Annotated in this window: 20 protein-coding genes, 1 tRNA gene, 1 pseudogene and 1 riboswitch; of the genes and pseudogenes, 4 read left to right on the top strand and 18 right to left on the bottom strand. The window is 36.8% G+C overall.

All coding sequences use genetic code 11. The annotated features are described in order from the left end of the window. Positions 1–205 precede the first annotated feature (205 nt). Both erfD and erfC read right to left on the bottom strand, forming a co-directional pair. Positions 206–1,975, bottom strand: coding sequence for a multidrug ABC transporter ATP-binding protein/permease ErfD (erfD, locus tag IGK96_RS02665; protein ID WP_002358756.1), 1,770 nt, complete (start codon positions 1,973–1,975; stop codon positions 206–208). After that, on the bottom strand, positions 1,975–3,690 hold the full coding sequence (gene erfC, locus IGK96_RS02660) for a multidrug ABC transporter ATP-binding protein/permease ErfC (RefSeq protein WP_002355662.1): 1,716 nt from the start codon (positions 3,688–3,690) through the stop codon (positions 1,975–1,977). The genes erfD and erfC overlap by 1 nt, the downstream gene beginning before the upstream one ends. A gap of 253 nt (positions 3,691–3,943) precedes the next feature. Here erfC and IGK96_RS02655 point away from each other — a divergent pair, with 253 nt between their 5' ends. After that, on the top strand, positions 3,944–4,606 hold the full coding sequence (locus IGK96_RS02655) for a TetR/AcrR family transcriptional regulator (protein WP_002358755.1): 663 nt from the start codon (positions 3,944–3,946) through the stop codon (positions 4,604–4,606). Positions 4,607–4,686: 80 nt separating this feature from the next. On the opposite strand, the gene IGK96_RS02650 is transcribed toward IGK96_RS02655, so the two are convergent. The 7 genes and pseudogenes from IGK96_RS02650 to rpoN form a co-directional block, all read right to left on the bottom strand. After that, positions 4,687–5,478 (bottom strand): alpha/beta hydrolase, encoded by a 792-nt coding sequence (locus IGK96_RS02650; RefSeq protein WP_002366213.1) that lies wholly within the window; start codon positions 5,476–5,478, stop codon positions 4,687–4,689. A gap of 38 nt (positions 5,479–5,516) precedes the next feature. Further along, complete coding sequence (locus tag IGK96_RS02645; protein WP_085442963.1) at positions 5,517–6,983, bottom strand: MDR family MFS transporter; 1,467 nt, start codon at positions 6,981–6,983, stop codon at positions 5,517–5,519. 170 nt (positions 6,984–7,153) lie between these two features. Continuing rightward, entirely contained in the window at positions 7,154–8,338 is a 1,185-nt protein-coding gene (metK, locus tag IGK96_RS02640; protein ID WP_085443254.1) for a methionine adenosyltransferase, read from the bottom strand. Next, positions 8,336–8,431: riboswitch (SMK box riboswitch) on the bottom strand. Its footprint overlaps the gene before it by 3 nt. Before the next feature lie 75 nt (positions 8,432–8,506). Then, positions 8,507–9,199, bottom strand: a complete 693-nt coding sequence (locus IGK96_RS02635) for a hypothetical protein (protein ID WP_010707812.1) — start codon at positions 9,197–9,199, stop codon at positions 8,507–8,509. Further along, positions 9,192–9,886, bottom strand: a pseudogene (locus IGK96_RS02630) (ABC transporter ATP-binding protein). Before IGK96_RS02630 ends, IGK96_RS02635 begins: the two are co-directional and overlap by 8 nt. A gap of 125 nt (positions 9,887–10,011) precedes the next feature. Continuing rightward, positions 10,012–11,889, bottom strand: a complete 1,878-nt coding sequence (locus tag IGK96_RS02625; RefSeq protein ID WP_002373449.1) for an acyltransferase family protein — start codon at positions 11,887–11,889, stop codon at positions 10,012–10,014. A 200-nt stretch (positions 11,890–12,089) separates the two neighbouring features. Continuing rightward, complete coding sequence (gene rpoN / locus IGK96_RS02620; protein WP_002361288.1) at positions 12,090–13,421, bottom strand: RNA polymerase factor sigma-54; 1,332 nt, start codon at positions 13,419–13,421, stop codon at positions 12,090–12,092. Positions 13,422–13,479: 58 nt separating this feature from the next. Here rpoN and IGK96_RS02615 point away from each other — a divergent pair. Next, a tRNA-Arg gene (locus tag IGK96_RS02615) sits at positions 13,480–13,551 on the top strand. A 656-nt stretch (positions 13,552–14,207) separates the two neighbouring features. Here IGK96_RS02615 and IGK96_RS02610 read toward each other — a convergent pair. The 6 genes from IGK96_RS02610 to IGK96_RS02585 form a co-directional block, all read right to left on the bottom strand. Beyond that, a complete protein-coding gene (locus tag IGK96_RS02610; protein WP_071646582.1) occupies positions 14,208–14,408 on the bottom strand; it encodes a cold-shock protein in 201 nt (66 codons plus the stop codon). Between the two features lie 233 nt (positions 14,409–14,641). Further along, a complete protein-coding gene (locus IGK96_RS02605) occupies positions 14,642–15,049 on the bottom strand; it encodes an NUDIX hydrolase (RefSeq protein WP_002361287.1) in 408 nt (135 codons plus the stop codon). Positions 15,050–15,074: 25 nt separating this feature from the next. Beyond that, the gene (locus IGK96_RS02600) at positions 15,075–16,862 is read right to left on the bottom strand and encodes a glycerophosphoryl diester phosphodiesterase membrane domain-containing protein (RefSeq protein ID WP_002363211.1); all 1,788 of its coding nucleotides are present in this window, start codon (positions 16,860–16,862) and stop codon (positions 15,075–15,077) included. A gap of 29 nt (positions 16,863–16,891) precedes the next feature. Beyond that, a complete protein-coding gene (locus IGK96_RS02595) occupies positions 16,892–17,401 on the bottom strand; it encodes an SA1002 family membrane protein (RefSeq protein ID WP_085443253.1) in 510 nt (169 codons plus the stop codon). 173 nt (positions 17,402–17,574) lie between these two features. Continuing rightward, complete coding sequence (locus IGK96_RS02590; RefSeq protein WP_002358745.1) at positions 17,575–17,958, bottom strand: bacteriocin; 384 nt, start codon at positions 17,956–17,958, stop codon at positions 17,575–17,577. Between the two features lie 24 nt (positions 17,959–17,982). Further along, positions 17,983–21,795 (bottom strand): isopeptide-forming domain-containing fimbrial protein, encoded by a 3,813-nt coding sequence (locus IGK96_RS02585; protein ID WP_104846698.1) that lies wholly within the window; start codon positions 21,793–21,795, stop codon positions 17,983–17,985. A 464-nt stretch (positions 21,796–22,259) separates the two neighbouring features. Between IGK96_RS02585 and IGK96_RS02580 the strand changes: the two genes are divergently transcribed. Further along, positions 22,260–22,664: a DUF1622 domain-containing protein gene (locus IGK96_RS02580; protein WP_002383026.1), complete on the top strand. Its 405-nt coding sequence runs from the start codon at positions 22,260–22,262 to the stop codon at positions 22,662–22,664. 20 nt (positions 22,665–22,684) lie between these two features. Here IGK96_RS02580 and IGK96_RS02575 read toward each other — a convergent pair whose 3' ends face one another. Continuing rightward, on the bottom strand, positions 22,685–23,203 hold the full coding sequence (locus tag IGK96_RS02575; protein WP_002355635.1) for a hypothetical protein: 519 nt from the start codon (positions 23,201–23,203) through the stop codon (positions 22,685–22,687). A 195-nt stretch (positions 23,204–23,398) separates the two neighbouring features. Here IGK96_RS02575 and clpP point away from each other — a divergent pair, with 195 nt between their 5' ends. Continuing rightward, complete coding sequence (gene clpP, locus IGK96_RS02570) at positions 23,399–23,992, top strand: ATP-dependent Clp endopeptidase proteolytic subunit ClpP (protein WP_002355633.1); 594 nt, start codon at positions 23,399–23,401, stop codon at positions 23,990–23,992. 42 nt (positions 23,993–24,034) lie between these two features. On the opposite strand, the gene IGK96_RS02565 is transcribed toward clpP, so the two are convergent. Both IGK96_RS02565 and IGK96_RS02560 read right to left on the bottom strand, forming a co-directional pair. Next, on the bottom strand, positions 24,035–24,553 hold the full coding sequence (locus IGK96_RS02565) for a DsbA family protein (protein ID WP_010775633.1): 519 nt from the start codon (positions 24,551–24,553) through the stop codon (positions 24,035–24,037). A gap of 112 nt (positions 24,554–24,665) precedes the next feature. Continuing rightward, complete coding sequence (locus IGK96_RS02560; RefSeq protein WP_002366202.1) at positions 24,666–25,589, bottom strand: DUF7916 family protein; 924 nt, start codon at positions 25,587–25,589, stop codon at positions 24,666–24,668. Positions 25,590–25,770 lie beyond the last annotated feature (181 nt).

Raw genomic sequence — 25,770 nt, 5'->3', positions numbered from 1 at the left:
CTCCTTTTTCTATTTAGCATAGCAAAAAGAGCCTGGGACAAAAATCACTTTGAATTTTTGTTCCAGGCTTAAAAATTGATAAACGGCGGGAACAGAAGCAACTCCTTCGGAAATAAGTCGAAATTCTCCAAAAATTATAGAACAATTTTCGGAAATTCCTTCTTATTTCTCGGAGTTACACACTTCTGTCCCGACCTCTTTCAACTTATTCAAAAACAAATTGATTTTTATAAAGTTCCGCATAAAATCCATCTTGTTCAACTAGTTCATGGTGGTTGCCTTCTTCAATGACTTCACCGTCTCGTAAAACAATAATCCGATCCGCATTTAGAATCGTTTTCAAACGATGGGCAATCACAAAACTGGTGCGCCCTTTAATTGCTTCGTCCATCGCTTTTTGGATTTTGGCTTCTGTTACTGTATCAACATTACTTGTTGCTTCATCCAAAATTAATAATTCTGGATTGGTAATAATCGTTCGTGCAATACTTACTAATTGCTTTTGCCCCGTACTGAAAAGATTATTCTCTTCCGTAATCTCAGTATCGTAACCTTGCTCAAGATTTACAATAAATTCATGGATATTCGCTTGTTTCGCCGCTTGAACAATTTCTTCATCCGTGGCCTCTGGCTTACCAAAAGCAATATTCTCACGAATTGTTCCTGAAAATAGAACGGACTCTTGCAAAACAATGCCTACATGTGAACGCAAGCTATCTAAATCCATTTCACGAATGTCCACACCATCAAACGTCACGGCGCCTTCATTCACATCATAAAAGCGATTCATTAAATTCATAATCGTTGTTTTTCCTGAGCCTGTCGGTCCGACTAAAGCGACCATTTCACCTTTATCCACATGAATAGAAACATCTTTCAACACAGGCGTTTCTGGATTATAGCCAAAAACAACATGATTTAAAGCTACAGCTTTGTTAATCTCTTCTAATTTTTCGCCATTTTCGGGACGAATTTCATCTGGTTCATCAAACATCTCATTTAAACGACGAGCGCCTGTAACAGCTAATTGAATCATGCTATAACCTGAAGAAATTTGCATTAATGGTTGATAATATTGTTGAGAATATTGGACAAACATAACGACTAAACCTAACGCAGCAGCACGATCAACAGAGCCATTGATTGCTAACCAACCACCAAAGAAAATAACAATTGCCGTATTGACTAATGACATTCCTTGCATCATTGGGAAAAGTAATCCTGAATACACTTGACCTTTATACGTAGCTGCACGGACTTTTTCATTTTGCTCTAAAAAGCCGTCAATGGTTTCTTCTTGTAAGCCATTAGTGATGATCACACGTTGCCCACTAATTTTTTCATCCATATAGCCATTTAATTTACCCACTTCATCTTGCTGTAAATCGACATATTTGCGCGCCTTGCTAATCACAAAGACCGCAATTAAAATCGCAATCGGCGTAGAAGCAATTGTGGCCCATGCCAGTTCCACATTTTGACGGAACATCATGATTAAGACACCAACCAATAAGGCAATATTGGTTAATACTTGTAGCAACGCTTGGTTTAAACTGTTTTGGATGTTGTCTAAGTCACTAGTAAAACGACTTAAAATTTCACCATCTTGATGAGAATCAAAGAAACGAATCGTCAATTTTTCTAGTTTGTTAAACAAACCAATCCGCATGCGGTTTGTCGATTTCCCCACGACTTGTGTAAAGAGAATACTATAAATGAAACTAGCGGCACTAGTTAAGACATAAAAAATGAGTAGTTTCCAAATGACAGAAACGAACGCACTTTTATCGTCTTTTCCTTGCATCACATTAACCGCATATTTCGCTAATTCCTGAATAGCTTCCCCAACGAATTGCGGCGCTTTGACTTGTAAATAAGTCGCTGCGAAAATTGCTAAGAAAATAAAGAGGAAAGAAACTTTGTAACGTTTTAAATAATGATAGAAAAATTTACTAGCTTTTATTAAATCAGTCATTAAGCTTCCTCCTTTCCTTTTTGAGTTTCGTAAATTTCTTGATACACGGGGTTCGTAGCTGCTAATTCTTCATGCGTGCCTTCCCCGACTAAACGTCCATTATCCAATACTAAAATACGATCTGCATGGACAACAGAAGAAATTTTTTGGGCAATAACGATCGTGGTAGTCTCTTTTAACTCTTTATCCAACGCTTCTCGGACTAACCGCTCCGAACGAGCATCCAACGCGCTGGTACTATCATCTAAAATCAAAATTTTAGGCTCACCAATCACACCTCTAGTAATTGATAACCGTTGTTTTTGTCCACCAGAAAAGTTATTACTTCGTTCTTCGACGGGTGCATCATAACCTTCTGCCAATTTTTCAATAAATTCCTTGGCTTGGGCGATGCCTGAAGCCCGTTCCATGTCCGCTTCAGAAGCGTCACGTTTACCATGGCGTAGATTTTGCGCAATCGTTCCAGAGAACAGGATTGCTTTTTGCAACACAAAGGAAACTGTTTTTCGTAAACTGTGTTCGTTCACTTCTCGTAAATCGACACCACCAACTTCAATCTTTCCTTCTGTCGGATCAAACAAACGTGGAATTAATTGTGCCAATGTAGATTTACCAGCCCCAGTTGCGCCCACAATCCCAATCATTTCACCTGGCTGAATAGAGAAAGAGATGTCTTTCAAGGTATCTTCTTCATCCCCAGGATAACGGAAAGATACGTGATCAAACTCAACACTACCAATTAACTCTTGTTCTGGGACTTTTTTGTAGGTAACATCTGGTTCTGTTTCCATCACTTCTTTAATCCGCTTAATGGAAACAGCGGCACGAGAAGTCATCATCATCATCATTCCGCCGATAATAATCGCCATCATGATTTGCATTAAATAGTTCATAAAGGAAGCGACACCACCGATTAAAGTTGGATCATCCTTGACTAAGTTACTCACAAAGAAAATCGAGCCTACAACGGCTAAGTTCGCCACCAACATAAACGCTGGAATCATCACAGCAAATAAGCTACCTACGATTAAGTTATGGGTGGTTAATTCTTCACTCACTTTTGTAAAACGTGACAATTGATTTTTTTCTTGAACAAATGATTTGACGACACGAATGCCTAACAAATTTTCTTTTGCAATACCATTAATCTTATCAATCAAGTTTTGAATAATCATGAAATGCTTGCCCATTTGCGAAAAGGACAGCATAGAAATCAAAATAACTGCGATGACAAGTGCAACAATCACCCACCATAGTTGTGGCAAGGTTAGCATCGCTAAAATAAAACTCCCGATAAATAAAAAAGGAATTCTAAAAAGTGTCTGCAACGCAATCATAATGACATTTTGAATTTGAGTAACGTCATTTGTTAAACGAACAACTAAGTTACCTGCTGAAAATTTTTCGATATTGCCAAATGAAAAGGTTTGGATTTTGCGGAAAGTTGCTTCACGAATGTCAGCACTGACACCTTGGGCAACTTTGGCAGAAAAAATTGTATTAATAACCCCTGCAACGAGTCCTAATCCTGCAATGGCAATTAATTGAATCCCTAAGTTTTTCATTTTGTCGCTATCGTCATTCATAATTGCTTCCAACACTTGTTGTAACAATTTTGGTTGCCAAAGTGCTGAGACAACCATTACGATCACCGCCAACAAGGCAATAACTACCGAGCCTTTGTATTTTTTGGCGTGTTGAATAATAAGGTCCATCTTATCCCTACTTTCTTAAAATAGTTCCCTGCTTCTTCAGTGTTGGTCTGCGAATTCTTCCCCATTACAAAAAAATCAATTTGCTCATTGACTTCACCAATTTAACACTGTAAAATAAGGCCGATTCATAATTTACCATTTTTAGTGGTAAAATACAAGCGAACAAGTTAATTTTTCACAAGTTTTTCCTATCATAAAGTGTACCTTCTTTTTGATAAACTTACGAAGATAACGTTTAATAGGAGCTAAAATCATGGAACCGAAATTATCAAAAGACACGATTATTGCAGCCGCATTTTCTTTGTTAGAAAAAAGTCCCACTTTAGAACAACTTTCTATGCGTAAAGTCGCCAAACAGCTTGGTGTACAGGCGCCCGCAATTTATTGGTATTTTAAAAATAAGCAAGCCTTACTTCAAAGTATGGCTGAAGCGATTGAAGAGCACTTTCAAGAACCTGCATTATGTGGTGAATGGTATTCTGACTTACTAGCCTTCATGGAAAACTATTATGATCTCTATCAACAATTTCCCTGTGCCGTAGCTATCGAAATCCAAACCGTCCCTGCCTATCCCCAACGATTACGCCATTTGAATCAAATGATGGGCATTTTAAGAGAAGCAGGTTTTTCACCAGAAATGACTCATTTAGCAGTAACGTCTTTACAACATCTTTTATTTGGGATGATTATGGACGCAACGGAGGAAAAACAGCTCGTTTCGCAAGTGTTGAACGGAGATGACTATTTAAAAGAACAAGTGCTGCACATGAAACAATATGTCTCCGACAATGAGTTAACGTACATGGAGGAAAGCATTCAATTTCGACACTCCATCCACCAGAAATCCGCCTTTATTCAAGCCGTTAAAACCTACTTAGATGGGTTGCAAGCAGACAACACATCTTCATCTAAATAAAAAAAGCCCTTGGTCCGTCAGTCATTTCGACTGACAGACCAAGGGTTAACTTTTAAAATAAATATTGAAAACTACTTTCTCTATTTTGGTATTGGTAGCCAAGCCAAGGCTTTTTGAATCCATTCATCCCAGAACACCCAGTCATGTTCTCCTGGTCCAGTTTCAAAAGTGTAACTTGCCTGTGCCTGTTCCAACGCTTGAGCCATCTGTTGATTAGCAGAAAGTAACATATCTTGCTCCCCACAACAAAGGTAAAATTGGGGCATTTCTGTTTGGCTTTCTACTAATTGTTGTAATAAATACAGCGGATCGTGAATGGAACCTTCAATTTGATCTAACGGGCCAAAAATACCTTCCCAATAGCTTCGCTTACGGACTTTTAATAATTCCCCAAAACTAGTGGATGATAAACTAACTGCCCCAGACAAAGAAGCAACGGCTGCAAAAGATTCTGGTTTCGCTAATCCTAATTTCAAGGCGCCATAACCACCCATTGACAAACCAGCGGCAAAGGTTTTTTCTCGTTTTGTACTTAACTGTGGAAAGAGTTGATGACAAATTCTCGGTAATTCTTCTGAGATAAACGTCCAATAGTTCATATCGTATTGTGTGTCCGTATACCAAGCTAAATCCGTGGACGGCATAATGACAGCAATCCCCAAATCAGCGACATACCGCTCAATAGAGGTTCTGCGAGCCCAGACACTGTGATTCCCTCCCATCCCATGTAATAAATACAACACGGGAATATCTGTTAATGCTGCTTGGGTACTTGTGCCCACTTTTTTTACCGTTTCTTGTGGTAAAATTACGTTCACATTCACTTCCATTTCCAATACATTTGAATAAATATTTGCTTGTAAAAAGGCCATCTACTTTTCCCTCCAATACTCTTTCTATTAGTGTACCACTAAACCTTCGCTCGTTGCGCTTTTGCGAAAATATTTAACAAAAGAGCGACAACAACTAAGCCCGCACCGACTAAGTAAACATTATGCAGACCTGCATAGAGGATACCGCGTAATGGTTTTAACAACGCAGCTGGAATTAAATTTGCAGTATGTGGATTCACTAATTGATTCATGACATCTGCATCGACGTTTAACGCGCTCGCTTCCAATTTCGCAAACATTCCTGCATTTAAAATCACACCAAAAATTGACACCATCACAGTCTGCCCAATTGTACGCACCAACGTATTAAACGATGTTGCAACCCCCATTTTTTCAGGATCCACTGTACTTTGTGCTGTCACCGTAGTCGTTGTGATAGTAATCCCAAAACCAACTCCTAAGACAGAAGACACTACAAAGAAAAGCCAAAACGGAACGGCCATTGGCATTACCACTAAAAAAATGGTCCCGACTAATAGAATCGATAACCCAATCGTTAAGACTTTTTTCATAGCATATTTTTCCATAAAGCTACTTGCTATAAATGATCCAGCCATCCAAAGTAACGACATAGGCGCTAAAACTAAGCCACCAATTCCTGCACTTTTTCCTAAGACACCTTGCATCCACATCGGAATGTAGACATCAATCCCCATTAAGAAACCGCTAATAAGCGCTGCAATAAGATTTACTAAAACAAACGTTGGTTGATTAAATAAATGCAAATCAATCACTGGGTCTTGCGCGCGTTTTTCTATCATCACAAATGCTACAAAAAAGAGCACACTCAAACTCAAACAACCAAATGTTACTAATGTAAAACCATTATCGCTAATCATTTGAAAACCTAGCAATAACGTTAGCAGCACTGCCATCAAAGTAACGCTGCCCAAAATATCCATTGGCATCTTGGTCCGTTCCCGCTTTGGTTCAACTAAGAAAATACTAATCAAGCCCAATAAAACAAGTCCAATAGGAACATTAATGAAGAAAATCCAATGCCAACCGACTGTATCTACAATAAAACCACCTGCTAACGGACCAAAAATACTAGCAATTCCCCAGGCGGCACTGTTTAAACCTAAAATTTTCGCTCGCTTGTCCAATGTATACATATCGGCAATAATCGTTAACGCAACTGGTAAAATTGCGCCTGCCCCCACACCTTGAATTGCGCGGGCAATAATTAAGGTCAACATATCTTGAGCAAAGCCACACAACGAGGAGCCCAAAATAAAAATAATAATGCCAATCATGAAGACAGGTTTACGACCAATTTTATCCGCAAGTTTCCCATAAATCGGTGTTAACATCGCATTCGTTAATAAATAAATTGAAAATACCCAGTTCATAATTTCCATGCCATGTAACGAGCCGACAATCGTTGGCATCGCAGTAGACACAATGGTCCCTTCAATGGCTGTCATAAATGTTGCCACAAAAACACTCACCGTGACTAACTTAACATTTGTTTCTTTTGCCATTTGTTCACATCCTTTTCTATTCAATTGTCAATTTTCTAAATTGCTCCATAGCTATTCTATACAAAAAAGAACAAAATGTCTTAAAAAAAATGCTTTTTCATAAAAAAATTATTGCAAAAAAAACAAGAAGTCAGCCAATACTTGGCTGACTTCTTGTTTTTTTTATTTAATTATTCAGCTAAACTAGCTTTTAACGCTTCAACTTTATCTGTTTGTTCCCAAGGTAAATCAATATCTGTTCGACCAAAATGACCATAAGCCGCAGTTTGTTTATAAATTGGGCGACGTAAATCTAGCATTTCAATAATACCTGCTGGACGTAAATCAAAGTTTTTACGAACTGCTTCGATTAATTTACTTTCTGGAAGAGCACTCGTACCAAACGTATTAATAGAAATAGACACTGGTTGCGCCACACCAATTGCATAAGCTAATTGGACTTCTACTTTTTTCGCCAAACCAGCAGCAACAATGTTTTTCGCGATATAACGCGCAGCATAACTAGCAGAGCGGTCAACTTTGGTTGCATCTTTTCCAGAAAAAGCACCGCCGCCATGACGAGCATAACCGCCATAAGTATCAACGATAATTTTACGACCAGTTAAGCCGGCATCTCCTTGAGGGCCACCGATTACAAAGCGACCAGTTGGGTTGATAAAGTATTTTGTTTCATCATCTAAAAGTTCATGAGGAATCACCTCATTGATTACTTGTTCTTTAATATCTTTTTCGATTTGTTCTAAGGTTGTTTCATCATCATGTTGTGTACTGATGACAATCGTATCCACACGTTGTGGTTGACCTTGATCATCATATTCCACTGTTACTTGAGATTTTGCATCAGGACGTAAGTAAGGTAAGACTTTTTCCTTCCGCAATTCTGCTAAACGGCGAACCAAACGATGACTTAACGCAATCGGTAATGGCATTAATTCTGGTGTTTCGTCAACGGCAAAACCAAACATTAAGCCTTGGTCACCAGCGCCAATATCGTCTTTTTCATCTTGATCACGCACTTCTATGGCTGCGTCAACCCCTTGAGCGATATCAGGTGATTGCTCATCGATTGCTACAAGAACTGCGACAGTCTCTCCATCAAATCCATATTTTGCTCGTGTATAACCAATATCTTTCACAGTTTGACGAACAATTTTTTGGATATCTACATAAGCTGTTGTAGAAATTTCTCCAAATACTAGGACTAAACCAGTTGTTACGGATGTTTCACATGCCACGCGGGCCATCGGATCTTTCTCCAAAATCGCATCTAAAATTGCATCACTGACTTGGTCAGCTACCTTATCTGGATGTCCTTCTGAAACGGATTCTGATGTAAATAAATGTCTTTCTGTCATAATGTTATTCCCCCTAAATAGTTTCGGTTACAAGGCATCTTTAGTAAGTAACGACAATTACTTGCTAAATCCTTTCGGGAACTTGTAACAAAAACAGTATACCAGATATCTAAAAAAAAAGCTTAGGTTTTCAAGAAAATCATTAACCTATTATAAATTTCTATCACACTATTCAATAAAGAATAGCGAATTTTTAACTATCTTACTTGTTGCCATAGTTAGCAAAATACTACAACTTATTAAAAACAGAAAATAAAGTAAAATCTTTACTAAAGAAAACTGTACATTGAATAAAATATAGGCACTTGCGAGAATGCCACCTAAAGTCAGCGAACAAAAAACAGAAAGATACTCTGCCACCTTTTTATCTTTGATAATTACCGAAAGCAATAGAACTAAACTTCCTAACAGGTAAGTAATAAAAGGGAAAGTAACTATGTTCTGTGGTGCCAACAGATAAAGATATGGACTCTTTTGGTTATTTAAAATAACAAGACTAATAAGTAGTTGAAACACTTGAAAAGGTACACTAATCATTACAGCAACCACTATTTTCCCAACAACTACCCTAGTTATACTGACAGAAGACAGAATTAATAGAGGTAAAGTCATTTGCTTTTTTTCTTGAAGCATTGTACTCATGATAAACATAGCAGCAAAACTACCGGCCAAAGTAAAGCTGGAAAATAAGTTAGCTTCATTTGGCAAAACAATTCCTTCTGAACCGCCGCTTTTACTAATGAAAACTGTAAAAAAAATCAAATAAAGCATTAAGCCGAAATATTTCCAAAGATGACTTTTTAATTCCAGAAACTCACGTTTAATCACTACTTGGATTTCATAAAAAAATTCTTTATTCATGGTGTTCACCTACTTTTTCCAAATAGATTTCTTCTAAATTGACTCCTATATTTGGCTCATTGAAGCAGACTTTTCCATTATTTAATATTAAAAAATTAGTACATATTTCTTCAACGAAAGCTAAATCATGACTATTAATTAAAATGATTTTTCCTGCTTCTTTTAAATGAATAATTAATTGTCGTAACTTCTTTTTCATTTCTGGATCCAAAGCATTCGTAGGTTCGTCAAAATAATAAGCTTCACTCTCTCTTAAAAAAAGCATTGCTAAAGCAACTCTTTTTTTTAATCCCTGTGACAATTTATCTACACGTTTAAACTCATAGTCTATTAATCCAAATTCTTTTAACACTTGTGTCAATTTTTTTGACTTTTGTTTTTCCCCCGACAGCTCCAATTTAAAAAGTATATTTTCTCTGACTGTCAGTCGTTCATAGAAACCACCCATTTCCGGAAGATATTCTACTTTTTTATATAATTATGTACTACACCTTTGCTCGGCTTCAGCAATCCTAAAACTAAATAACTTAGTGTCGTTTTTCCCGCACCGTTGTGCCCGAGAATCCCCCAACATTGTCCTTTTTCGATTTTCCAATTAATATCTTCCAAAACAAAATAATTTTTTTTGTAGAAAAAACTAATATCTTCAGCATAAATTTCGCTGTTCTCACTCCGATTTTCTCTCATTATCTACCTCCTATAAAAACGATGATTATTTATTTATCGTAACGTAAACACCATATTTTGTAAACGATTTCTTTATCTGCAACAAAAAACTTCCAGCCCCTTTCATCTGAGCTGGAAGTTTCTTGCTACTGTAAAATTTTCTCCGCGATAAAGTGTGTATATTGCTCGCCACCTGCCACATTTGGATGAACTCGGTCATCATAAAACCAATCATCATGGGCGTTACTATAATTAAACCAGTCAATGACCGTTAAGTTATCGTATTTTTTGTCCATTTGACTAAGTAAACTATTCACTTGATTTTGCCATCTTCTAGTTGGGACGCGAACATTAATCCAATAAACTTTTCGATTACCTAACGCTTTCATAAATTCATCAAATTGTGCCTCTGTAAAAGGACCATTCGTACCTAAACTCACTAAAACAGTATCTTTGAGCATTTTCTTTTTGTCTAGTTCACCAATTAGTGAAATGCTACTATACAATTGACGGCCCACTTCCCCATCGATAATCATTTTAGGGAAAATATCTTGTAACCCGCTAGCACCATCTAGAATAACAGAATCACCAATAGTTGTGATTTCTAAATTCTGCGCTTTTTTTACTTGCTCTGGTGTAAGTTGTGTGGGTAGAACGTCTTGGCTTTCACTCGGTTTTGTACTACTTTCTGTGGACGTGCTACTATTTTTCGTGCCACTTTCTTGGACTTCTTTTTTACGTTCTTCAATTTTTTGCTGATTTTTCGCAATATTTTTTTCTAGTTGCTCTTGTTGCGCACTTTTAGCGTTTGCTGGAGCCACAATTAAACCGAATACTGCAATCACGCTAATCACTGTCATAAAGGCCATTGTCCCTTTTTCACGAAGGTCCCACGGTTTCCGTAAGAACTCAGTGAATTGAGTCCAGACATCCTTATAAGACAATCGTGTCAGTGGATGTTCGATAAAACGATAAGACAATTCGCTCACGACTAAAATTAATGCTATTTCAACCAATGAATGTAGAAAAACATGGTCCGATAAGGTCTTAATTTTGGCCTCATAAAAAATCATGATTGGGAATTGATACAAGTAAATGCCATAACTCCGTTTACCTATCCACGTAAAGACTGGATTCGTTAACCAACGATTCATATCTGCCCCTGGATGTGCAGTGACGGCCACTAAGACAGTGGCTGCCAAACTAATTAAAAACATGCCGCCGTAATAAACAAAATTTGTATGATCTGATAATGTTAAAAAGGCTAATACTAAAAGAACTAAGGCACTTAAACCAGCACCATTTAAGATTTTTTTAGAGGCTTCTGGAATTTCTTCTTTCAAACGTGTGCTTGGCCAAACATACGCCAATGCACTACCTAGTAAAATAGAAAAAACACGTGTGTCTGTTCCATAATAGACACGTGTAGGATCTGCGCCAGGAACATATAAAACGGCCATCAGCGTCACCGAAATTAAGGCGCCGATTAAAACTAAGCTGAAAATTCGACCGCGCTTACGAACAAAGCGTTCCAGAAGAATAAAAAGTAATGGCCAAATTAAATAATTTTGCGCTTCAACTGCCAATGACCAAATATGTACAAATGGCGATTGTGTCGCAAATCCATCAAAATAAGAAAACCCTTTAAAAATTTGCCACCAGTTGTTGTAATAAAAAACACTACTAGCGACAACGCTGCGAATATTGTTTAATAAATCCTGCTGAAAGAGTGTAATATAACTAACTGCACTTAAAAGCATCACAATTAATGCTGGATACAGCCGTTTCATCCTTCGCACATAAAATCCTTTTAAATCAATGGTCTGATTTTCTGCCCATTCTTGCCGCAACAAGTCGTTAATAAGATAACCTGAAACAACAAAGAAAATCGGAACACCTAAGTAGCCACCTCGCATGACTTGGGGAAAAAGGTGATACAAAATCACGCCAATTACAGCGATCGTCCGAATGCCATCAAAACCTGTAATATAGCGTTTTTTCTTGCTATTTGCTGTCTGATTCATTTGTGCTTTCCAACTTTTCTATAAAATTATTCTTTTCCTTTATTTAAAGAAGCAAGTAACTTTAATATACGTTTTTTCCTAGGAAATGGCAAGCAAACTTTGTCTCCTTTAGGCTTTTTTTACAATTCAAAAAACCAACATTTTTTAAATTGTAAAAAAACAACCAAAGCTTATGAAAATCACTCATAAGCTTTGGTTGTTTACTCATATCGTTTTCGTTTAGATGAAGATGGAATCCCTAGGGCTTCACGATATTTTGCCACCGTTCGCCGGGATATTTCCATACCTGAATCTTTTAATCGCTCGACTAATTTTTGATCAGATAACGGTTTACTTTTTACTTCTTGATCAATTAATTTTTGTAGTTGCTTTTTAACCATCGTTGTTGAGACATCCTCGCCATCTTCTTCTGATGAAAGAATACTTGTGGAGAAGAATGAGCGCAATTCAAAGACACCAAACGTGGTTTCTAGATATTTTCCATTAACCGCACGACTAACTGTCGATTCATGAATAGACAAAGCATCCGCAATTTCTTTTAAAGTCATTGGTTTTAATGGCCGATCTGCTTCTAAAAAGAAGGCTTCTTGACGGCGCACAATTTCTTGCCCTACACGTAAAATTGTATCCCCCCGCTGATTCACTGCGCGCTCTAACCATTCAAATTCGTTTTTCTTATCCTTAATATATTCTTGGACTTCTTTGTCGTCAGTCTCTTGCATTCGTTTGAAATAATTTTCTTGAAAATTTAATGTCGGTCGACCAGCTTTGTTGGAAATCACCACTATTCGATCTTCCTTGATTCGGACAGTTAAATCTGGTCGAATATACAATTCCTCGGTCGCATCAAAAATATTCCCTGGCGCTGGCGATAACGTTTGTATATAATCAAAGATCAATTGAATTTCTGCTAATTCAATCCCGAATTTTTTAGCTAACGGGCCCCATTTACGACTCACTAAGGCATCAAACTCTTCCTCCAATAAAATATACGCTAAATTAGGCGCGGTATCGTCTCGTTCTGTTTGTAGCATCAAACATTCTTGTAAATTGCGTGCCCCCACACCTGCTGGATCTAGCTGTTGTAACAAAGTTAATGCATCTAGCATTTGAATGGCGCTTGCTTCGGTTTTCTCTGCCGCTTCTTCTAACGAAATCGTTAAATAACCATTCACGTCTATATATTCTACTAAAAACAATACCAATGTTCGCAAGTATGTATCTCGATAATTCAAATGAATTTGATCAATTAAAGACTCAAATAATGATAAATGATAGTCTGGAATTTGATTCATATAATTATTTTCTTCGTCTTGGTTGGTGTAAGAACGACTAGTTATCGGAAAATCTGTGGTGTACTGCGTATCTACTTGTAAATCAATCAATGGATTCTCTAGTGCTTTCGCTTCAACAAAGGCAGCGAGTTCTTCCGTATTAAATTGTAAAATTTGAATGGATTGTTGAAGCTGTTGAGTCATGGCCAACTTCTGGACTTGTTTTTGTTGTTGGGACATTCGTTGCTCAAATTTCATTATTTTCGTCCTCCCTCTTGTAATTTTTGTCAATATCAGCTAAACTAGTATTCGTGCCGCGCCCTTAGTGTAGTGGATATCACGTAAGATTCCGGTTCTTGAGACGGGGGTTCGATTCCCTCAGGGCGCGTTATTTAAATATGTTGATTTATCAACGTTTCTGGACACTCTTTATTCATCTAAAGAGTGTTTTTTTCTTGTTTAGGAATGATTTTTCTATCCGTAGTTTTTTCAAATGTTGCTTGTGGCAAGCTCAATCGCACTTAACGCGACAACATTTGTTCTGCTTCAGCTAAAAATCCAATAAGGCTAAAATTCCTCCGTTCCTATTGTAACGCATAACGTTTCCTTTTTCTATCTGCTAAACAAAGTATTACGACAAGTAAACACCTGCTTCTCTCTTAAAGATCCCTTTCTGATTATATAGTAAATTGCTTTTAATTTGTTAATTATTTTACCTAAAACTTAATACCCTAATTAAATAAAGAACCTGGGGCAAAAATCACTTTGGATTTTTGTCCCAGGCTTAAAACCTGATAATTGGCGGGAACAGAACCGTTCAGCTCCGACCTCTAAAATACTTAATTAGAAATATGCTACCCGCAATCACACCAATTATGATTACTAGCCAAAATAATCCACTTACAAGTAACAGCTCAGTTAAGGTCGTCTTCAGATTCTCCTCCTTTAAATGGCCTCTGCTTTGTTTTGCTATGTAATTAATGACGAGATCAGACAACAGCTATCAAAAAAACGGACCAACACGTGGTCCGTTTTCATTCATTATTAAGCTTTTACGATGTTCGTTGCTTGTAAGCCGCGTGGACTTTCTTCAGTATCAAAAGTTACTGCTTGGCCTTCGTCTAAAGTTTTAAATCCATCTGATTGAATAGCTGAAAAATGTGCAAATACATCATTGCCATCTTCACCTGTAATAAATCCAAAACCTTTATCTGCGTTAAACCATTTTACTGTACCGTTGTTCATATATATTTCCTCCTAGTGCATAAAAATATGCAAGTTATTGCAAAAAATGTTGAGTGGCAAAAGGAGAAGTATAGTTTTTAAATATATAACTCAAATTACTTATCAAAATTGATTACTTAATTACTATAACATATTTATTAGAAATAAACAATGCCCACGACTTTTCCTTGGACTTTCTAAAATAATCAAAGATGCGCTTGACAAAGCCCTAGCAAAAAACACTCCTATTCTTTCTATTTCCAGTTAGTTTTGTTTAACTTTAAATAATCGCTACGCGCCAAATAATCAAATAGCGGAGCTAATCCTGGTGAAAAATTTACTTCCTCAAACCGCTTAATAAATTGTACGCCTTTAATTTTATTTGGTTCGTTCAGCGTAACTTTTCCTTGGGCTTGTTTGGCAAAATAAAAATGTCCTTGCCAAACGATTGAATCAAAAACGAGTGGTCCAGTAAAAATTTCTTCAAGTTCAGTAATTTCCACTGCTAATTCTTCTTTCATTTCACGAATCGCACATTCCAGCGCTGATTCACCAAGTTCTTGTTTTCCGCCAGGGAAATTCCAAGTGTCTGGCCGATCTTTTAAAATAAGAATTTCATCTGATTGATTTTTAAGAAGTACTCGCGAAAATTCTTTTTTCATTTCGTTTAACCCTCTTCTTCATTTTTTATTGAGAAGCCACACTTGGTAGCATAAAAATATAATGCAAAATACGATCCGCGTACGATGGATTTTTTTCAAAGTCATTGACTTCTTCATTGACTAACTCCAAATCATCGGTAATCACTCCAGCAACGTCCATAAAGAGCATTTTACTTAATACCTCTGAGTCATTAACTGTCCAAGCATAAACTGCTTTTTTCTGTTGGTCAGCTTTTAAAATGAAGGTATCGTTCAACGTGGTAGCTTCCATTGTATACAAATCAGCTTGTGTTTCTGGAAAAGTGAAATTATAGGGCAAAATAAAACTAACTTTTACTTTTGATTTGGCTTTTTTAAACGCTTTGATCACATTGTAGTCGAGAGATTGAACCTGATGGTTATTCTTTATCAAAGGACGTTCATATTTTTCAATAAAGTTAGATAGCGCACCTTGACTATCTTGTTTAGACGTTTTAATTTCTACTAGTAATTTTTGTTTGGCTTGGTTTGCTTTCGCTAAATAATCATCAAAACTGGCAATTGGTGCTTCTTGGCCATTTTCTTTAACGGTCATTTTTGTTAATTCAGCCAACGTAAATTCTTGTGGCGTGCCATCGACGCCGGCGAGTTCTTGAAGGTTTGCATCATGCATCACAACAAATTGATGGTCTTTGGTTTCTTGAACATCAATTTCAATATAATCTGGTTTAAATTTAATGGTTCTTTCCATAGCAGGAATAGTATTTTGCACGCCATTACTATTGGTGACCCCTCGATGCGAAATAATCAAAGGTTTTGATTCTAATAGCCCTGTTAAGTAAACAGCGTTGAAAATTATATAGCCGCCAAAAATGGTGAATAGTCCTAGGCCCATTCCGATAGTCACTAATTTATTACGTTTCGTTTCTTTGTCAAAGGCAACTTTTGTCGTCGTTTCTGCTTGAACATTTAATTGTGTATATAAGAAATTAATCAGTAATACTGAAAGCCAAGCATTAGAGACAAACTGTAAAAATTGGACAACCGTTAAATTTAAAATCCCACCTAGCAAACTAATGGTATCGCTCAAGGTATCTAACTTCAACTGTAGAAGATAAAGTAACACATAAATAACATACGTTGAAACAAATACCGCGATCGTCACAAATGCAATATTACGAATAATGAACCATAATCGTTTGTTTGTCATTGACCAACTAGCCTTAACTGCCTCGCCCGCTTTTTTTCTCTCCAGAATCATTAATGGAAGCGTGTAAATGAAACGAATAGCTAAATACCAGACTAATAACCCAAAGGCCAGTAACCCAACCAAGTAAGGAATTCGTTGGGACAAAAATTCAACAATAAAATCTGGAATCACAAATTTCGTCAATAGATTACTTTGGAAAATCAGGTTACCAAAAGGGACAATGACAACAAAATAACCGAAAAAGAATAACCACGAACGGGCACCTTGCTTTTTAAGAACCTTAAAAGATGCCTTGGTAACTCCTTTAAAATGAAAGCGATGATCCTGCCGTATTTGAAAAATCCCTAATAATAAAAAGGTAAACTGATAAAAAACTGCACCTAAAAAAAGTAACAACAAGAGAATTAATAACACCAGAGCAAGCGGCTTTTCTAACAGTAAATTCAGGTTATTAAACGAAAGATAAGGAATACCTTGAGTTTTTAGTGCGTTGGAAGTAGCCCAACTAAAAGCCCCACCCACCAATAATAATAAAACATTTAAAGTAAAAAATAACCATAAGTACTGCAAGATGTCTTTAAAAAATTGCCTTGTTCCATTTTTAAATGTTTGCCAAGCAGACATACAAACTCCTCCATTCTAAAAGTATCTGATTAAAGTTCTTCCATACGAAGCCTAAATAAAACAACGGCAATCCAAATTGAAATAAATGATGGCAAAATAACAATAATGATTGCGACTGGCTCATCAATAGTCCCTTGTAACGTATTTTTTACTTCTGAAGAAACAATAAACTGATCAAAAATCACTTGATAAATAGTAACATAAATCAATACCCATTGAATATAATATTCAATTATTTTCATTAAAGCGATGGGTAAAACAATTTTTTTCGTCGTTAAATTCAATAAAAAATATAATAAAAGACTCGTACTGATGATAACGACTATCCCTAAAAGAAATAACGACTCTAACTGCTCTCCTATTACTTTTGCAACGCCTATTGTTAATAATAAATACATAGCTACCGAAATTAAGATGCTCACACTTAGCATAACAGAAAACAAAAGTAATGCCTTAAGAAAAAGCCACTTATCAACTCTTTTATTTCCAATCAATAAACCTAAAAGAATCACCGACAAAAGTAAAATCAATTCAATCATTCGTTCCTCCTTCCAAAACAAATGAAAACAAATTCATATGTTCGCGTTTATTTTATCAAACCAAAATGGATTTGTAAAACATTTCACATGTTATTTAATAAACGACTATTACTAGAAAAAAGACAAGACAAGTTTCCTTTATTTAGGAAACTTGGCTTGTCTTTTTATTCTTTTTACTTCGTTATTTTTTGATAGTTTGCGAATAATTGATTCGCATCTCCTTCTCCATCAATTTTCTTGAGATGGCCGTTATCTATTTTAAACATAGATGGCACATGTAAAACTTTATTTTCTCGGATAAATGTTGACCATTCCTTCATGGTCTCTTTGTTGGTTAATTCTACATAGTAAACCTGTTTAGGTGCTTGTAATAGTTTCTCGAAATCCTGACAATCTGAACAGTTTTTCTTTTTTAAAACAACATAAAATGTTTCGCCAGAGTGTTTTTTTTCTTGATACTCATTGAAACTTAATTCCTTTTTATGCGGAATAAATGTAAAACCTACCAACAAACTAAGTAACAAAATTAACAGACTGAACGAAATTTTTTTATTCATGTTTTTTCTTCCTTTTTAGTTTGTCTAATTTTTTCTTTTTTTATTTTTTGTTATACCAAAGCTAATAGCCACTATAAGGATAATTAAACCTGCGATCATGTAAAGTGGATTTACTGTTGTATTAGTCATTGGTAAATGAATTCCTTTACTTGCTGATTTCCCAAAATTGACTGGGTTCGTTGGTGCTTGATGATTTGTAGGCGTCAACGGTTTTTTCGGTTTTAGCGGTTGTTTAGGTTCAGGTTTTTTTGGGTCTTCTGGCGTTGGTGCAGGCGGTGTTACGGTTGGCTTGTTGGAATGCAACACGTCACCTTCATTGCCAAAGTTTAAGTCGGCTTGGTTGGGAATCCCGCCTTGTTCAATATAAGCCGCTAATTCTTTGGCCGTTGCGTCAGTTTTAATTTTGGTTGTAATGGTCATGGTATAGGTATGTCCAGCTAAGTAGGAGTAGCTGTCATCTTTTTTGTTCATAGTAAAGGTTACTTTGTTATTTTCTTGTGTTACTGTGCCGTTAGCTGTAACATCTTTACCATTTTCATCAGTGATAACGACTTTTTGGATATCTAATAATTGGTTGACGTTATCCACTAAACTAGCTTGGGTCCAAGTGCTTGTTTCGTTACCAAAGGCTGTTTTAACATTCCATTTAAATTCTTGGTCACGGTTGGTTAAATCTAAATGTTCTTGGCCTTCGATATCTTTTGTAATCGTTGGATCTTCTGGCGTTGGTGCAGGCGGTGTTACGGTTGGCTTGTTGGAATGTAACACGTCCCCTTCGTTGCCAAAGTTTAAGTCCGCTTGGTTAGGAATCCCGCCTTGTTCAATATAAGGCGCTAATTCTTCATCGGTTGCGCCGTCTTTAATTTTAGTGGTAATAGTCATTGTGTACGTATGTCCAGCTAAGTATGAGTAGCTGTCTGCTTGTTTGTTCATTTCAAAAGTTACTTTGTTATTTTCTTGTGTTACTGTGCCATTGGCTGTAACATCTTTACCATTTTCATCTGTGACTTTCACGTCTGTGATGTCTAACACTTTATTAATGTCATCCACCATGCTGGCTTGGGTCCAAGTGCTTGTTTCGTTACCGAAAGCTGTTTTGACGTTCCATTTAAATTCTTGATCGCGGTTGGTTAAATCTAAATGTTCTTGGCCTTCGATATCTTTTGTAATCGTTGGATCTTCTGGCGTTGGTGCAGGCGGTGTTACGGTTGGCTTGTTGGAATGCAACACGTCACCTTCATTGCCAAAGTTTAAGTCCGCTTGGTTAGGAATCCCGCCTTGTTCAATATAAGGCGCTAATTCTTCGTCCGTTGCATCAGCTTTAATTTTAGTGGTGATAGTCATTGTGTACGTATGTCCAGCTAAGTATGAGTAGCTGTCATCTTTTTTATTCATTTCAAAAGTTACTTTGTTATTTTCTTGTGTTACTTTGCCATTAGCTGTAACATCTTTGCCATTTTCATCAGTAACTTTCACGTCTGTGATGTCTAATAATTGGTTAATATCATCCACCATGCTGGCTTGGGTCCACGTGCTGGTTTCGTTGCCAAAGGCTGTTTTGACATTCCATTTAAATTCTTGGTCGCGGTTGGTTAAATCTAAATGCTCTTGACCTTCGATATCTTTTGTAATCGTTGGATCTTCTGGCGTTGGTGCAGGCGGTGTCACTGTTGGTTTATTGGAATGTAACACGTCACCTTCGTTGCCAAAGTTTAAGTCGGCTTGGTTGGGAATCCCGCCTTGTTCAATATAAGGCGCTAATTCTTCGTCCGTTGCGTCAGCTTTAATTTTAGTGGTAATAGTCATTGTGTACGTATGACCGCTTAAATAGTCATAGCTGTCTGCTTGTTTGTTCATTTCAAAAGTTACTTTGTTATTTTCTTGTGTTACTGTGCCGTTGGCTGTAACATCTTTACCATTTTCATCAGTAACTTTCACGTCTGTAATGTCTAACACTTTATTAATGTCATCTACCAGGCTGGCTTGGGTCCACGTGCTTGTTTCGTTGCCAAAGGCTGTTTTGACATTCCATTTAAATTCTTGATCGCGGTTGGTTAAATCTAAGTGATCTTGACCTTCTACGTCTTTAGTAATATTTGGATCTACTGGCGGCGGTGTTACAGTTGGTTTGTTGGAATGCAACACGTCCCCTTCGTTACCAAAGTTTAAGTCGGCTTGGTTGGGAATGCCACCTTGTTCAATATAAGGTGCTAATTCTTCGTCCGTTGCATCAGCTTTGATTTTAGTAGTAATGGTCATTGTGTACGTATGACCACTTAAATAGTCATAGCTGTCTGCTTGTTTGTTCATTTCAAAAGTTACTTTGTTATTTTCTTGTGTTACTGTGCCGTTAGCTGTAACATCTTTACCATTTTCATCTGTGACAACGACTGTTTGGATATCTAATAATTGGTTAATATCATCCACTAAACTGGCTTGTTGCCAAGTACTTGTTTCGTTACCAAAGGCTGTTTTGACATGCCAATCGAAACTATCTTCACGATTGGTTAAATCTAAGTGCTCTTGATTTTCGATATCTTTTGTAATCGTTGGATCTTCTGGCGTCACGTCACACGCATGCGCATTGTCATTTTTAGGAATCGTCGCTTCTGGAAATTCCTTAGCAATTGTTCCTTGATTCATTGTCCCACTACTTACAAGGGTTGCTGCATCAATCGCTGTATTTTCTTTGACTTCGTAGTGAATCGTGATGTTTCCTACGTAACCTTCTGTACTAGTTGCTGAAATGGTTTGTCCGTTAATTTGAACAGGCACATCATTTCCAGCATCGTCCGTAGCGGTCGCCGATTGAATGTCAAATTGATCAGCAATTGTTAATGAAGCTGTTGCTGGTGTCGATTGCGCCAGACGATCTTTGACAATTTGTTTTAATTGGGTTGTAAAATCATCAATAGATTGGCTTGTAATAAAATCTTCTGGTGTGCTAGATCCTTGTTGCAACTCTTGTTTTACAAAAGGACCCACTTCTGTTTTATATTTATCAAAATATGAATTTACTGAACTTAAAGATTCAACACTTTCCCAATACGCATTAATCATTTCATAGCCTTGGTTAGTAATTTCTTGGTTTAACGCTAAAACTTCTGCTGCTGCACCTTGATAGTCATTACTATACTCAACCGAAACTTGAAAAGGATGTCTTGGATCTGGATATTCATTGATTGAATCATTGGTGTTGGTTTTATGCAAGTAACCATCTAAACGTGTATTAGCGACCCCATCTGTCACTAATAAGAAATATGTTTTTCGATTCGTTAAATCTCCGTGTGTTTGATTGTACGTATCTAAAGCAAGTTTCAATCCTGAGGCAGTTGGTGTACCACCATACGTCCGAACATCTCCAAAGCCAGAAACAAATTGGCTTTTATCATGGGTTAATTGAGTATCAACACGCACATTCATATCATAATCAGCTGAATTAATTTTTACTTTTCCATCAGGAAATATAAATTGTTTTCCGCCACGATACGAAGCCAGCATCACGCGGTCTTGATCAGATAATCCTTGAACCACTTCATCAATCGCTTGTCTTACATGTGGAAAATTATCTGAAAAACTACCACTGGCATCTTCAACAACCACTAAATCAACCGGTTCCGTTTCACCCGCTTGAACTGGGAAAGTAGCTTGTCCCTCCAATATCCGTTTACAATCAGCTAGACTGTCGTCTTTCACTTTCACCGTATTGGTCATTCCTTCTGTATCTCCTGCTTTAACCACTCCTTCGGCTAAAGCCATTGTGGGACTGAAATTTCCCACAACTGTTCCAGCGACAATCACCATTGTCGATAATAATTTCGTTGCTTTCTTAAACATTTTAATCCTCCCTATTTTCTTTCGCTAGTGTTTGGGACACTTGCTTCTCTTTACTTCAACTACAGCTCCTTAAATCTTTCATCAAGTCGATGTGTCCCCTTGTTTTTGTGACACATCTCTTACTCAATTTCTGATTCTATCACCTTTATAGGCTAAAACTTGGCAGTATTCGGCTCTTGAAAACGTAAAATTTGTCTTTTAAAAATTAATGAAAAGACTATCCACTGACAAAGTTGGTTTTCACTTACTTTTTGACACCTGATTCCTTTTAAAAGTCTTTTTTTACACAAAAAAAGTAAAAGAACCTTTACAGTCCTTTTACTTAATTGTTAGATGCTATTCATAATTTTCTTAGTTTTGTTCTATAAGCTAAATAGTTTAGCCCGTTTATTTCAACAATATTTGACGTTAGTCAGCCGTTTCGTTATAGTTAAAGAAAAGGCTTTTTGGTAGGAGTGAATACGATGAATGAGTGGCCCCATCAGTTAATGACGCTTTTAACCCCACTTTTTGAGCTATGTATTTTAGGACTGAATGTTTTTTCGATTATTGTTTTAGTTTGGGGTGTTTGTTTAGCAGGAAAAGACTTCATTAAAAGTGAACGACAAAATCAAAGCCGCTTTACCTTAACCAAAATGAATACGTTCATCAAAAACTTCCTTGGCAGCTACATTCTGTTAAGTTTAGAAATTTTAATTGCTGCTGATATTATTGAATCCATTGTCAAACCAACTTTTCAAGATATTTTGAAATTGGCAACCTTGGTGATCATCCGTACAGTTATTTCTTATTTCTTACATAAAGAAATTGAAGACACTATGACCGATATGGAACAACAAGAAAAAGAACCAGATACCCCAAAAAATTAGCGGGTACGCTGGTTCTTTTTTTATTTAATCGCTTTAAAATAATGAAGTGGTTCGTTAGACAAACGCTGCATTTTACGTTTTTTATCTTCAATAATTGCTAAAATCTCGTCTGAAAAATTTTCTAAAATAACACGGCCGCCTTTATAGGTGTGACCACCCATTTCAGCAACTTCGCTGGCCGTCAAAATGACTTTACGATGCGCAATTTTTTTGAAAAATTCTTCAATTAAGTACGTCGGTAAGTAAAAATTATTTTGAGCAGAAAATGATTCCAAATAAATAAAATCATCGATGCTGATGAAACAATCATCCATCGATAAGTATTCAATTGATCTGTCTATATATAATTCACGCTTTTGTAAAATTTCTTTGACTTTTTTATTTAATAAATTCAATGATTCAATTTCTTTAACCAAATGTTCTAGTTCACGATAACGTACTTCTTTTCGCTCTTTGTAAGATGAATGTAAGGCGGCACTTGCTGTGACTATTAGCGCACCGACGATTACACCTACCATTCCGGCGATAAAAACAAACATATTTTTCCCCTCGCTCTTTTCTAATTTTCCATTTTAGTATAACATAATCCAAAAGTTTCGGATAAAAAATGATACAAAATTTTTCAAGCGACTTCGTTGACCTTTATTGACCAAAGAGGTATACTTTTCATAGGCATTCAAAGTGCTTTGTGATAGAATGACTTTAAAAGTTTCTTTATATAGGAGGATTTACTTATGAATTTAATTCCAACAGTTATTGAACAATCATCTCGCGGTGAACGTGCTTATGACATTTATTCTCGTTTATTAAAAGACCGCATCATTATGCTAAGCGGCCCTATCGATGATAACGTGGCAAACTCAGTGATTGCACAGTTATTATTCTTAGATGCCCAAGATTCAGAAAAAGACATTTACTTGTACATTAACTCTCCTGGTGGTAGCGTTTCTGCAGGTTTAGCGATTTTCGATACCATGAATTTCGTTAAAGCGGATGTCCAAACGATCGTATTAGGAATGGCGGCTTCTATGGGTAGCTTCTTATTAACAGCTGGTCAAAAAGGCAAACGTTTCGCTTTACCAAATGCGGAAATCATGATTCACCAACCACTTGGTGGCGCTCAAGGGCAAGCAACAGAAATTGAAATTGCTGCTCGTCACATTTTAGACACTCGTCAACGTTTAAATTCAATTTTAGCTGAACGAACTGGCCAACCAATTGAAGTAATTGAACGTGATACCGATCGTGATAACTATATGACTGCCGAACAAGCAAAAGAATATGGTTTAATCGATGAAGTAATGGAAAATAGTAGCGCCTTAAATTAAAAATAAAAAATGGAAACAGCGACGGTCGCTGTTTCCATTTTTTTATTTTTCAATGTATCCTCGTAATTCTTCTTCAGTGACACTTTCGTCAAAGATATGCTCACCAATGATGATCGTTGGTACAAATTGAATGTGCGCCGCATTGGCTTCAGCAATCACGGCGGAAACAAGCGTTGCATCTGTTTGTTCTTTTAAGCCCAGATTTTTTTCAGCATACGTCGCTACTTCTTCTAAGGTTAAGTTTCCCCATTCATCTTGCGTAGCAAACATTTTATGCAATGCTGACAGTGCTTGTTCAGGCGCTGAATAGTCAATGTAGTGATGCATCACATTGCCGCGTTGTAAACTTTCTTTTTCTTTATCAAACAGCTTAATGATACGTTCAACTTTACCACTTTTGACAAATTGTGCTAACAGTTCCTCAGACTCTTCAAACCATTTTCTGCAATAAGGACAGCGAACATTGATAAATTCTATCATTTTGACAGGGGCATTGCGCTCACCAATATGAAGCCCTGTTTCTGTGTTAACTTTTGTTGCATCAATTACTGAAATATCCATAAAAAACCTCATCCTTTCAAACCTTTATTTCTCTTTTAGTATACCGTTTTTCAATAAAAAAATCATAAGACACGAATTCAAATTTTCTGAATTCGTGCCTCTGTTCACTTTTTTAACGATTAATCGAACGAGCCATTCTAGCAACAGTATGTCTTTTCCCACGTATCGCATCAGAAAGCTCTTTAATATTTTCAATACCAACTAAGCCCATATTGGCATCGCCAATATGTTGAATATCTACGCCTAAAATTTTATTTCTAATGCCGATTGCTTGGATAACTTCAGGTTGAGCACTTTCTTGTGAAGTTCCAATGGCACTCATAACTAATTTTCCTTTTGAATGTGCAAAATCCACAACTTCTTTGACTTGTTGATCATCAATGCCCCAAACCGTGCCGACTGCTGGGACTAAGACAATATCAGCGCCCGCTTCAATAAATTGTTCAGCTGATTTTAAACTGACCACTGGTTCATCTACGCCTGAACTGTGCATTTTTCCGGCAATAATGATGCCATCAAAATGTTTTTTGGCTAAGGCCACGTTCTCAGCAATCAAGTCGTTGGTCACGCCAGTTCCTGGATTACCTGTCAATAAGATAAAATCCAAACCCAGTTCATTGGCTTTTTTGAAAGTAGCTGCTGATGCTTTTCTACCTGGTTCAATCGAAACTCTCGTTGAAGCTAAGTCTAAATTTTCATCAACAGGTTCGACATTCATGCCAATCGGTAAACCGACTAGTTCTTTCAAACGATGAACAACCTCATCATTAGGGACACATGTTTCCGCAGTATATTGCCCTTCATAAGCGGCTACTACAATCGGTTGATTAACATCGAAAACATTCAATAAAATCATGTCTGCGCCATATGCTTTTGACATTTCCGCACAAGTGATATCACCTGCTACGGATGGATGAACTACCACATTTTCCGATAAAATTACGCGCCCTTCGCTCGCTTTAATACTCTGAAACAGCTCTTCTTTTGACATCCGTTTGATTTCTGATGCATTTGCACTAATTAATCGTTGAACCATTTTGACCCCTCCAATAGTTTTTAATCTTTTAGTTAAAAACAGCAATAAGTAATCGCTTGCATTTTATTACATGCAACATTCGTGCCAACGTCGTTTCTTTAAACCACAGGTCAACACTACATTTCAGTGCTACACACTTTTTGCACACTTTAATTTTTTTTACACGCTTAAAGAAAAAGTG

It is taken from the genome of Enterococcus sp. DIV0682, assembly GCF_051712685.1.
Taxonomy (GTDB): Bacteria; Bacillota; Bacilli; order Lactobacillales; family Enterococcaceae; genus Enterococcus; species Enterococcus faecalis.
The sequence above is the reverse complement of the archived record's forward strand: the minus strand, read 5'-3'. Positions and strand labels throughout refer to the sequence as shown.